Source organism: Pelomonas aquatica, assembly GCF_026712205.1.
GTDB classification, from domain to species: Bacteria; Pseudomonadota; Gammaproteobacteria; order Burkholderiales; family Burkholderiaceae_C; genus Pelomonas; species Pelomonas aquatica.
Genome location: NZ_JAPPUW010000005.1, coordinates 257,285 through 269,008, shown reverse-complemented (window position 1 = coordinate 269,008; position 11,724 = coordinate 257,285). Strand labels below are relative to the sequence as shown.

6 protein-coding genes are annotated in these 11,724 nt (G+C 67.7%); 4 read left to right on the top strand and 2 right to left on the bottom strand.

Features of this window, described 5'->3' with window-relative positions:
• From NYP07_RS07550 to NYP07_RS07540, 3 genes are all read left to right on the top strand, one after another.
• Nucleotides 1–1,637, top strand: a 1,637-nt coding sequence (locus NYP07_RS07550) for a chemotaxis protein CheA (protein WP_268149003.1), incomplete at its 5' end; no start/stop codon positions are given.
• A 27-nt stretch (nucleotides 1,638–1,664) separates the two neighbouring features.
• Entirely contained in the window at nucleotides 1,665–2,192 is a 528-nt protein-coding gene (locus tag NYP07_RS07545) for a chemotaxis protein CheW (RefSeq protein WP_268149001.1), read from the top strand.
• A gap of 84 nt (nucleotides 2,193–2,276) precedes the next feature.
• Complete coding sequence (locus tag NYP07_RS07540; RefSeq protein ID WP_268148999.1) at nucleotides 2,277–4,460, top strand: methyl-accepting chemotaxis protein; 2,184 nt, start codon at nucleotides 2,277–2,279, stop codon at nucleotides 4,458–4,460.
• 73 nt (nucleotides 4,461–4,533) lie between these two features.
• Here the strand turns inward: NYP07_RS07540 and alaS are convergent, their stop codons facing one another.
• Nucleotides 4,534–7,173 (bottom strand): alanine--tRNA ligase, encoded by a 2,640-nt coding sequence (alaS, locus tag NYP07_RS07535; RefSeq protein ID WP_268148997.1) that lies wholly within the window; start codon nucleotides 7,171–7,173, stop codon nucleotides 4,534–4,536.
• 117 nt (nucleotides 7,174–7,290) lie between these two features.
• On the opposite strand from alaS, the gene NYP07_RS07530 reads away from it, so the two are divergent.
• On the top strand, nucleotides 7,291–8,775 hold the full coding sequence (locus tag NYP07_RS07530) for an NAD-dependent succinate-semialdehyde dehydrogenase (RefSeq protein ID WP_268148995.1): 1,485 nt from the start codon (nucleotides 7,291–7,293) through the stop codon (nucleotides 8,773–8,775).
• Nucleotides 8,776–8,882: 107 nt separating this feature from the next.
• Here the strand turns inward: NYP07_RS07530 and NYP07_RS07525 are convergent, their stop codons facing one another.
• Complete coding sequence (locus tag NYP07_RS07525) at nucleotides 8,883–11,366, bottom strand: TonB-dependent receptor (RefSeq protein WP_268148993.1); 2,484 nt, start codon at nucleotides 11,364–11,366, stop codon at nucleotides 8,883–8,885.
• Nucleotides 11,367–11,724 lie beyond the last annotated feature (358 nt).

The window sequence follows — 11,724 nt, the reverse complement described above, 5'->3', positions numbered from 1 at the left end:
CCGCCGAGGCCAGGCCCGGCGCGCGCCTGCTGGAGCTGCAGGTCGGCCCGCTGAACGACCCCGGCCTGGCCGATAACCTCATCGAGCTGTTCAAGGAGATCACCGACCTCGGCACCATCGAACCGCTGGACGCCGGCCAGAGCTCCGACGGCATGCGCCGCTTCAAGGTGCTGACCAGCAGCGCCGACAACGACCTGCTGGACCTGTTCACCTTCCACGTCGCCCGCGACCAGGTCAAGCTCATACCGCTCGGCCCGGGCTTCGGCTTCTATGAAGGCGCCCCCGGCGCACCGCCGGCCGAGGCGCCCTCGGCCGACCCCGGCTACGGCTTCTTCGACGACGCGCCGGGCGTGCCCGTCGACGCCGCCCCGGCGCACGCGCCGGCGGCCGAGGCCAAGCCGGCGGCGGCCATCGTGCCGGCCCGTCCCGCCGCGCCCGCCAAGACCGATGCCAAGCCCGCCGGCGGCGGCATGGACCAGACCACGCTGCGCGTGTCCATCGAGAAGGTCGACCAGCTCATCAACCTCGTCGGCGAGCTCGTCATCACGCAGGCCATGCTGGCCCAGAACAGCCGCGAGCTGGACCCGGCGCTCTACCAGCAGCTCACCAGCGGCCTGGCCGACCTGGAACGCAACACGCGCGACCTGCAAGAGTCCGTCATGTCGATCCGGATGATTCCGATGTCGACCGTGTTCAACCGCTTCCCGCGCATGCTGCGCGACCTGGCCGCCAAGCTCGGCAAGAAGGTCGAGCTGGTCACGCAGGGCGAGGCCACCGAGCTGGACAAGAGCCTGGTCGAGAAGATCACCGACCCGCTGACCCACCTGGTGCGCAACAGCTGCGACCACGGCATCGAGATGCCCGAGGACCGCGTCGCCCGCGGCAAGTCCGAGCAGGGCACCATCACGCTGATCGCCTCCCACCAGGGCGGCAGCATCGTCATCGAGGTGCGCGACGACGGCCGCGGCCTGAACCGCGACAAGCTCATCAGGAAGGCCCGCGAGAAGGGCATCGACGCGCCGGACAGCATGACCGACGCCGAATGCTGGAACCTGATCTTCGCGCCCGGCTTCTCCACCGCCGAGCAGGTCACCGACGTGTCCGGCCGCGGCGTCGGCATGGACGTGGTCAAGAAGAACATCACCTCGCTCGGCGGCACGGTCGAGATCGATTCCGCCGAGGGCTATGGCATGAAGGTGTCCGTGCGCCTGCCGCTGACGCTGGCCATCATGGACGGCATGAGCGTGGGCGTTGGCGACGAGTGCTACATCCTGCCGCTGTCCTCGGTCGTCGAGTCCTTCCAGGTGCAGTCCAACACCATCAAGACCGTCGCCGGCTCCGGCCGCGTCGTCGAGGTGCGCGACGAGTACATGCCCGTCATCGAGCTCGAGAAGGTCTTCGACGTGCCGCGCTTCGACTTCGAGCATGTGTCCTCCATCATGGTCGTCGTCGAGGCCGAGGGCGGCCGCGTCGCGCTGCTCGTCGACGAGCTGCTCGGCCAGCAGCAGGTCGTCGTGAAGAACCTCGAGGCCAACTACCGCAAGGTCAACGACGTGTCCGGCGCCACCATCATGGGCGACGGCCGCGTGGCCCTGATCCTGGACGTCGGCAGCCTCGTGCGCCGCTCCCGCCACTAACCCATCACACAGCAAGGAGAGGTCTGCATGGAAGCCAGCAACGTCCCCGCCCTGCGCCAGCAAGGCGCCGTCGCCACCACCAAGGCCCACGGCCCCAAGAGCGGCGAGTACCTGACCTTTCGCCTCGGTTCCGAGGAGTACGGCATCGACATCCTGAAGGTGCAGGAGATTCGCTCCTACGAGGCGCCCACGCGCATCGCCAACGCGCCGGACTTCATCAAGGGCGTCGTCAACCTGCGCGGCGTCATCGTCCCCATCGTCGACCTGCGGCTGAAACTGGGCTGCCCGAGCGCCGAGTACAACGGCTTCACGGTCGTCATCGTGCTGAACGTGAAGAACCGCGTCGTCGGCGCGGTGGTCGATTCGGTGTCCGACGTGCTGGAACTGAACCGTGACGCGATCAAGCCCGCGCCCGAACTGAGCGCGGCCTCCGTAGACACGAGCTTCATCACCGGCATCGGCTCGGTCGGCGAGCGCATGCTGATCCTGATGGACATCGAGGGGCTGATGAGCAGCGCCGAGATGGGCCTGATGGATGCGGCCATCGCCGCCTGAGCGCGTGGCCCTGAACCCCTGACGCACCCTCGCCACGCAGCGAGGCATGCGGAGCCCTGCCCGACTAGGCTTCTGGAGAACTGCATGAGTCAACCCGTCCACTCCATCGCCCGCCAGGTCTCGATGACCGGCGCCATCGCGGTCGCGGCCGTGCTGCTGGGGGTCAGCCTCATCGTCGGCACGCTGCTCAAACGCTCAGCCAACGAACAGGTGCAGACCTGGGTGGGCGACAAGGCCTCCTCCCTGGTCGATGCGATGCAGGCCATGGACGAGGTCGCCGCCAAGCAGATCGAGCGCAGCTTCGGCTCCTTCCGGCAGGACTTCGGCCCGAGCTTCACGCTCGACGAGGCCACCGGCGACCTGCGCGACTGGGGCCCCAAGCTCAACGGCAATTTCACCCAGGTCGACAAGTTCGCGGCCGTCAACGGCGGGGTGGCCACCGTCTTCGTCGCCAAGGGCGACGACTTCGAATGCATCACCACGTCGCTGAAGAACGAGAAGGGCGAGCGGGTGATGGGCACGATGCTGGGCAAGGCCCACCCGGCCTATGTCGCGGCCGTGGCCGGCAAGCCCTACACGGGCCGCGCGCTGCTGTTCGGCCGCGCCTACATGACGCACTACGAGCCGATCAAGAGCGACGCCGGCAAGGTCGTCGGCATCCTCTTCGTCGGCTTCGACCTCGATGCCTTCGAGCAGGCCATGGACCGCATGGCCGGCAGCGCCAAGTTCTTCGAGCATGGCGGCACCTACATCGTCGCGATGTCCAAGGACGCGTCCAAGGCCCTGCTCGCGGCTCACCCGACGGCCAAGGGCAAGCTGCTCGCCAACGTCGCGCCCGGCTTCGAGAAGGTGCTGGCCGGGCAGGCCGGCAGCGAGGCCGTGCTGGACGACGTGCCCGACGTGCTCGGCAACGGCAGGAGCGACAACTTCGCCGTCGCCCGCAAGAGCGAGAAGACCGGCTACTGGGTCGTCGCCCAGGTCTCGCGCGGCGAAGCTCAGGCCGCCGGCCGCACGACGCTGTGGTTCTTCTGGGGCGCCCTGGCGTTGACGGCCGTGGGCCTGGGCTTCGGCCTGATGTGGATGATGCGGCGCTGGGTCGCCCGGCCACTGGCCTCGCTGCAAAAGGCCGTGGGCGCCATCGCCGACGGCGACCTCAGCCAGTCGGTCGGCAGCAGCCGCAACGACGAGATCGGCTCGCTGATCCAGGACACCGAGAGCATGCGCCAGCGCCTGGCCGCCACCATCGGCACGGTGCGCAATTCCGTCGACAGCATCGGCACCGCCAGCACCGAGATCGCCACCGGCAATCTCGACCTGAGCCAGCGCACCGAGCAGACCGCCAGCAATCTGCAGAACGCGGCCTCGTCGATGAGCGAGCTGACCGGCACCGTGCGCCAGACGGCCGACTCGGCCCGCACGGCCAACCAGCTCGTGCAGTCCGCCGTGTCGGCGGCCACGCGGGGCGGCGAGGTCGTCGGTCAGGTCGTCACGACGATGGACGAGATCAACGCGGCCAGCAAGAAGATCGCCGACATCATCGGCACCATCGACGGCATCGCCTTCCAGACCAACATCCTCGCGCTGAATGCGGCGGTGGAGGCGGCACGCGCCGGCGAGCAGGGCCGCGGCTTCGCGGTCGTGGCCGGCGAGGTGCGCTCCCTCGCGGGCCGCAGCGCCGAGGCGGCCAAGGAGATCAAGGCCCTGATCGGCAACAGCGTGGAGCGCGTCGAGAACGGCGCCCGCCTCGTGCAGACGGCCGGCACGACCATGGGCGAGATCGTCTCCAGCGTGCAGCGCGTGCAGGACATCATCGGCGAGATCAGCTCGGCCGCCACCGAGCAGAGCGAGGGCATCGCGTCGGTCAACACCTCGGTCGTGCAGCTGGACCAGATGACGCAGCAGAACGCGGCCCTCGTCGAGCAGTCCGCCGCCGCCGCCGAAAGCCTCAAGGAGCAGGCGCAGCGCTTGGTCGAGGCGGTGGCCGTGTTCCGTGTCGCGGGCAGCGAGCCTCACCGCGTGGCGGCACCGCGGCCCGCCGCGCCGGCGCCGGTCGTCGCCAAGGCCGCGCCGCCCAAGCCTGCCGTTGCCGCCGCGGCCAGGCCCGCAACTCCGACCGCTGGCCGCAAGCCCGCAGCAGCGCCAGTCAAGGCGAAGACCAAGCCGCCCGCGGTCGCCGCGCCGGCACCGCGCGCCAGCGCCCCGGCCGCGCCCCGCCCTGCGCCGCCGGCACCCGCGCCCGCCGACGACGGCGACTGGGAAACCTTCTGAGCGGCCTTCACGAGGCCCGGAAAGCAAAACGGGCGGCCCATGGGCCGCCCGCTTCTTCTTCCTAACCCAGCGGTCAGACGCGCTCGGCCACCCAGCCCACGACGCTGTTCAGCGCCGCGGCGACGCCGGCCGGCTGCGTGCCGCCCGCCATGGCCATGTCGGGCTTGCCGCCGCCCTTGCCGCCGACCTGCGTGGCGACGAAGTTGACCAGCTCGCCGGCCTTGACCCGGCCCACGCTGTCGGCCGTCACGCCGGCGGCGAGCTGCACCTTGTCGCCGTCCACGGCCGCCAGCACGATGGCCGCCGTCTTCAGCTTGTCCTTGAGCTTGTCCATGGTCTCGCGCAGCGTCTTGGCGTCGGCGCCTTCGAGCCTGGCGGCCAGCACCTTGATGCCCTTCACGTCCACGGCCTGGGCCAGCAGCTCGTCGCCCTGGGCCGAGGCCAGCTTGCTCTTGGCGGCGGCCAGTTCCTTCTCCAGCTGGCGGACCTGGTCGAGCACCGCGTGCAGGCGCGCGCCCAGCTCGTGCGGCGAGGTCTTCAGCGTCATCGCGGCGCCCTGCATCGCCGTCTCCAGCGACTGCAGATAGGCCAGCGCGTTGTCGCCCGTGACGGCCTCGACGCGGCGGATGCCGGCCGCGACACCACTCTCGGCGACGATCTTGAACAGGCCGATGTCGCCGGTCGCCTTCACATGCGTGCCGCCGCAGAGTTCCTTGGACGAGCCGATGCTCAGCACGCGCACGGTCTCGCCGTACTTCTCGCCGAACAGCATCATCGCGCCCGACTTCTGCGCATCGTCCAGCGCCATGACCTGGGCCGAGGCGCCGGCATTGGCCAGGATCTCGGCGTTGACGAGGCTCTCGACTTCGCGGATTTCCTCGGCCGTCATCGGCGCGTTGTGCGCGAAGTCGAAGCGGGTGCGCTCAGGCGTAACCAGCGAGCCCTTCTGCTGCACATGGGCGCCCAGCACCTCGCGCAGGGCCTTGTGCATCAGGTGGGTGGCGCTGTGGTTGCGCACGGTCCTGGCGCGGCGCTCGGCATCGACACGGGCGACGAAGACATCGCCGACCAAGACCCGGCCTTCGACGACCTGGCCGTGGTGGCCGAACACGTCGGCCTGGATCTTCAGCGTGTCCGCGACGACGACGCGCGTCGTGCCGTTGCGCAGCTCACCGGCATCGCCGACCTGGCCGCCGCTCTCGGCATAGAAGGGGGTGTGGTCGAGCACGATGACGGCGTCGTCGCCGGCCTGGGCCGCGTCGACCTGGGCGCCGTCGACATAGATCGCGGTGACCTTGCTGGTTTCGCAGACGAGGTGCTCGTAGCCGTGGAAGGCCGTCGGCGCGCCGCTGTAGGCCAGGCCCTGGGCCATCTTGAACTTGCCGGCGGCGCGGGCGCGGGCCTTCTGCTCTTCCAGCAGCTCGTTGAAGCGGGCCTCGTCCACCGTCACGCCGCGCTCGCGGCAGACGTCGGCGGTCAGGTCGACCGGGAAGCCGTAGGTGTCGTGCAGCTTGAAGGCGGTGTCGCCGTCGACGTTGCCGCCATCCTTTCCAACATTAGCCAGCGCGGCTTCGAGGATTTCCATGCCCGTGGCGATGGTCTGGAAGAAGCGCTCTTCCTCCTGCTTCAGTACATCGGTCACGCGCTTCTCGGACTGGCGCAGCTCGGGGTAGGCGTCGCCCATCTCGGCGGACAGGGCCGCCACCAGCTTGTGGAAGAAGGGGGTGCGGGCGCCCAGCTTGTAGCCATGGCGGATGGCGCGGCGGGCGATGCGGCGCAGCACATAGCCGCGGCCGGCATTGCCGGGGATGACGCCGTCCACCACCGTGAAGGAGCAGGCGCGGATGTGGTCGGCGATGACCTTCAGGCTCGGGCTGTCCTTGTCGCAGTCACCGCCGCCGGCCGCCTCGTCCACGGCCTTCTTGGCCGCGGCGAGCAGGTTCACGAAGGTGTCGATCTCGTAGTTGGAGTGCACATGCTGCAGCACCGCGGCCAGGCGTTCCAGGCCCATGCCGGTGTCCACGCTGGGCTTGGGCAGCTTGTGCATGACGCCGTCTTCGGTGCGGTTGAACTGCATGAAGACGTTGTTCCAGATCTCGATGTAGCGGTCGCCGTCCTGCTCGGCCGAGCCCGGGGGGCCGCCGGCCACGTCGGGGCCGTGGTCGTAGAAGATCTCGGTGCAGGGGCCGCAGGGGCCGGTGTCGCCCATCATCCAGAAGTTGTCGGACATGTAGCGCGCACCCTTGTTGTCGTCGATGCGCACGATGCGCTCGGCGGGCACGCCCACCACCTTGTTCCAGATCTCGTAGGCCTCGTCGTCTTCCTGGTAGACGGTGACCCAGAGCTTTTCCTTGGGCAGGCCGAAGTTGACCGTCAGCAGCTCCCAGGCATAGCTGATGGCGTCCTTCTTGAAATAGTCGCCGAAGCTGAAGTTGCCCAGCATCTCGAAGAAGGTGTGGTGGCGCGCCGTATAGCCGACGTTGTCCAGGTCGTTGTGCTTGCCGCCGGCGCGGATGCACTTCTGGCTGGTCGTCGCACGCGTGTAGGGGCGCTTGTCGAAGCCCAGGAACACGTCCTTGAACTGGTTCATGCCCGCGTTGGTGAACAGCAGCGTCGGGTCGTCGCCCGGCACGACGGGGCTGGAGGCGACGATCTGGTGCCCTTTCGACTCGAAGAACTTCAGAAAGGTCTGGCGGATCTCGGCGGCTTTCATTCCGGGGGCTTCCTGAGAAATTGACGAAATGGTCAGTGACAAAGAGGCGCGATTGTAGAGAGCGGGCCTTGCCCGCCGGGGGGTAGAGTGCCGGCCATACCTTCTGGAGATCCCCGAATGGACGCGAATTCCCCCCTGGCGGCGCTGGACGACGCCGGCCTGCTGCGCACCCAGGCCCTGATCAACGGCGAGTGGGTCGCCGGCCCCGGCAGCTTCGCCGTGACCGACCCCGCCACCGGCCGCGAACTGGCCCAGGTGCCCAACCTCGGCCGCGCCGAGACCGAGGCGGCCATCGCCGCCGCCGCCAACGCGCTGAACGCCTGGCGTTCCAAGCCCGCCAAGGAGCGCGCCGCCGTGCTGCTGCGCTGGCAGCAGCTGCTCGTCAAGCATGCCGACGACCTGGCCCGTCTGATGACGGCCGAGCAGGGCAAGCCGCTGGCCGAGGCGCGCGGCGAGGTGATCTACGGCGCGAGCTTCCTCGACTGGTTCGCCGAGGAGGGCAAGCGGGTCTATGGCGAGACCATCCCGACGACCGACCCGACCAAGCGCTACCTCGTCGTCAAGCAGGCCATGGGCGTCTGCGCGGCCATCACGCCGTGGAACTTCCCGCTGGCCATGATCACGCGCAAGGTCGCGCCGGCGCTGGCCGCGGGCTGCACCGTCATCATCAAGCCGGCCGAGGCCACGCCGCTGACCGCGCTGGCCGCGGCCGAGCTGGCGCAGCGCGCCGGCATGCCGTCCGGCGTGCTGAACGTGCTGACGGCGGACGCACAGCAGTCCATCGAGATCGGCCAGTTGCTGTGCGACAGCGACGTCGTCAGGCACCTGTCCTTCACCGGCTCCACCGAGGTCGGCCGCATCCTGATGCGCCAGTGCGCGCCGACGGTCAAGAAGCTCAGCCTGGAGCTGGGCGGCAATGCGCCCTTCATCGTCTTCGACGATGCCGACCTGGACTCCGCCGTGGACGGCGCGGTCGCCAGCAAATACCGCAACGCCGGCCAGACCTGCGTCTGCGCCAACCGCATCTATGTGCAGGCGGGCGTCTACGACGCCTTCCTGGAGAAGTTCGCGGCCAGGGTCAAGACGCTGAAGACGGGCAACGGCTTCGAGGCCGGCATCAACGTCGGCCCGCTGATCGACGACCAGGCCCTGCAGAAGGTCGAGACCCATGTGGCCGACGCGATCGCGCTGGGCGCCAAGCTGCTGACCGGCGGCAAGCGCATCGAGGGCGGCGGCGGCCACTTCTTCGAGCCCACGCTGCTGGCCGACGCGACGCCGCAGATGCTGTGCTCGCGCGAGGAGACCTTCGGCCCGGTGGCGCCGGTGTTCAGGTTCCAGACGGAAGAGGACGCCATCCGCCTCGCCAACGCGACCGAGTTCGGCCTGGCCAGCTATTTCTACAGCCGCGACATCGGCCGCATCTTCCGCGTCGGCGAGGCGCTGGAATACGGCATGGTCGGCATCAACACCGGCCTGATCTCGACGGCCGAGGTGCCCTTCGGCGGCGTCAAGCAATCCGGCCTGGGCCGCGAGGGCGGGCGCCAGGGCATCGAGGACTATGTCGAGGTCAAATACCTCTGCCTGGGTGACATCCACCGGTAGCAGGCCGCGGAAACGAAAAAACCGCGAGGCAGCTTCTGGCTGCGCTCGCGGTTGCGACACCGCCCCTCGGGCCTTTGTGCAGGCCCGAGGGTCATGCCCCCGATGGCTTACTCGAAATCTGCGCTGAAGGTCAGCGTGCTCAGGCGCGGGGCACCGAGGTAGTAGGAGGGGATGGACGTGCCCGGCGAATAGGTCACACCCGCGGCATTGGTGTAGGGGGTTGCGGCCAGCACCGTGCCCGACGACGGGTTGCGGTACTTGGTGTTGCCGAGGTTGCTGACGTTGAAGCGCAGCAACGCATTCTTCAACAGACCCAGGTTGCCCACCCTGTAACCCGCGTCCACGTCGGCCGTCGTGTAGGCCGGCGCGGCCTCGTCGTTCATCAGCGTGGCGTACTGGGAGCCCGAATACTTGCCCTTGACACGGACGTAGAACGGGCCTTGTTCGTACTGCAATGCCAGGCCAGCCAGGTAGCGCGGCGTGAGGGTGAACTGCTTGCCGGACGTCGGCAACGTGACCGTCGAGGTGACCTGCAGGTCGTCCTTGACCTTGCTCTTCTGCAACGTCAGCGAACCGTAGGCCGAGAAGCCACCGAACACGCCGCTGGCAGCTTCGAACTCCAGGCCACGCACGTTCACCTTGCCGGCGTTCATGTAGACGTTGACCAGAGTGTTGGGATCGAAGGCATTGGCCTGGCGATCCTTGAAGTCCGAGTTGAACGCAGTGACGCTGAACGACACGGCCGGCGACTGGAAGCGATAGCCCAGGTCGGTCATGACCGCGGTCTCGGCCTTGATTTCCGTCCAGGGCGTGATGACGCCGTTGACGAAGCGCAGGTTGCTGCCCGTGAACGCGAAGTTCGGCGGCGCGCGGAAGTTCTTCGCCACGTTCGTGAAGACCTGTTGGCGCCGGTCCAGGTTGAAGCGCACGCCGACCTGCGGCAGCAGTTCACTGAACGAGCGCTTGATCTGGTAGTCCTGGCTGACGCTGGTGTAGGTCGTCGCGGTGGGCGACGTGTAGGACCGCGTGAGGCCTTCGCTGGCGTAGTTGGTCACATCGCGGCTGACGTGCGGTGCGCGCACGCCCAGGGACAGCAAGCCGCGATCATCGGCAAAGCCGATCTGGTCGTTGAAGTAGGCCTGATACGACGTGCTGACGGTCTTCCAGTCACGGCCTTCGTAGCAGCTGCCGTTGGCGCGCTTGACGCAGCCCGACTGCAGCCACATGTCTGCCGGCGTGCCGTCGTCATTCAGCTGCACGGCCGGCTGGGTCTGGCGGTGCTGGGCACGCTCGTACCAGATGCCGAACTTCAGGTAGTGGCTGCCCAGCGTCGTGCTCAACTCGGCCGTCACGCCAGGACGCTGGGTCCTGGTCACGCTGGCGCGCGCCACCCGCACCGTGTCCAACTTGTCGCCGTCGCCGTTGATGTCGACTGCACCACCCACCAGGCTGTTGCCCGCAGTCCCGCCGCTGATGGGCTTGGTGCCCGTCTCGTCCAGCAGGGCCTCCGACCAGCCGCCGTTGCCGAAACCGTACCAGAAGTAGGGCTGCACCTTCAGATAAGTGTCCTGGGCGACTTTGAAGGAGCCCGAAACCGATGCGATCACGTTCTCGAACGGGTTCAGCGAGGTTTTGTAGAAGATCGGGCTCATCGCCGTTTCCGTCTGCGCGGTGCCGTTGACCGGCGCCAGACGCGGCTTGAAGGTGGTTGCGAAATCGGAGCCATAGCCGTTCGCGTTCAGCTGCGGCAGGGTCAGCGAATAGATGTTGTTGTTGATGGCACGGTTGTAGAGCACCGAGCCCAGCAGACGGTTCTCTTCGGACAGGTCCAGCGCGAAGCCGAAGTCGATGTGGTCCTTCTTCGCCTTGCCCTCGCCCTTCCATTTGTCGGCTGTGGTGTGCGAATAGCTCAGGAACACCTTGGCCATGTTGTTGGCGAAACGGCCCGAATCCGCGCGCAGATAGGTGCGCGTCATGTTCAGGCCGCCCAGGGTCTGCGAGACGCGCAGGCGGCGCGTGTCATTGGGATCACAGGTGATGATGCTGATGCTGCCACCGGAGGCGCCACCGCTGGGGGTTTCGAGTTCGGTAGACCCCTGGGCCACGGAGGTCGTGCAGACGTTTTCCGTGTCGATGAATTCCTGCGGATAGACCGCGAAGTTGCCCGAGTCGTTGACCGGAACGCCGTTCACGGTGAAGCCAAGCTGGTCCGAGTTGAAGCCGCGCACGGACAGGCCGCCGCCGAACAGGCCGGTACCGTCATAGCTGTAGGTATTGACGCCCGGCAGCAACGCGATGGCCTGGTAGGAGTTGCCGGTGGCACGGTCCTTCTCGATGGAAGCCTTGGTGACCGTGCTGCGGCCCTTGACCGAATCGTCATTGATCATCAGGCCCGAACCCAGCTTGCCGCCGGAGCCGACGACGGTGATCGTGCCCAGACGCACCTTGTCGTCCTGGGCGCGCGGCGCAGCCTGATCCTTGTCGGTGTCGGCGGCCGGCGCGGTCTGCGCATGCACGGCCGGCGCGGCCAGGGCTGCCACGGCGACACTCAGCGCCGTGCGGGCAAAGCGGGCCAATTGCTGTTCAGTCATCCCAATCACTCCTGTTGTTCGCGCGCTGCCGCGCGGCTGATGTCGAAATCGTCAAAAAACGTCACGTGACGTGTTGGCTGTCGTACTGCTCGGCGTCCAAAAAATAAACGGCCGCAACCGTGACGGAATTGTCATGACTTTCCGTGACAAAACTTTACGGGTAAGTCAGAAGCAGATTTTTTGCCCTTGACCAACGGGAAGAGGCACCCCGATGGTGCGTCGCGTACCCGCCGACAGCCCCGGTTTTCGGCCCTGGATCGCCTTGTCATCTCCTCGTAAAGCGGCTCCGGGCGCGCCAAATGCGTGCGGGCTGCGCCATCGCTGCGGACCATGCGATGCCGCTTCGTGGCTGTCGCGG

Excerpts from the sequence above, each read along its gene's own strand:
- NYP07_RS07525 (WP_268148993.1), bottom strand. The coding sequence starts at position 11,366 with ATGACTGAACAGCAATTGGCCCGCTTTGCCCGCACGGCGCTGAGTGTC.
- NYP07_RS07530 (WP_268148995.1), top strand. The coding sequence starts at position 7,291 with ATGGACGCGAATTCCCCCCTGGCGGCGCTGGACGACGCCGGCCTGCTG.
- alaS (WP_268148997.1), bottom strand. The coding sequence starts at position 7,173 with ATGAAAGCCGCCGAGATCCGCCAGACCTTTCTGAAGTTCTTCGAGTCG.
- NYP07_RS07540 (WP_268148999.1), top strand. The coding sequence starts at position 2,277 with ATGAGTCAACCCGTCCACTCCATCGCCCGCCAGGTCTCGATGACCGGC.
- NYP07_RS07545 (WP_268149001.1), top strand. The coding sequence starts at position 1,665 with ATGGAAGCCAGCAACGTCCCCGCCCTGCGCCAGCAAGGCGCCGTCGCC.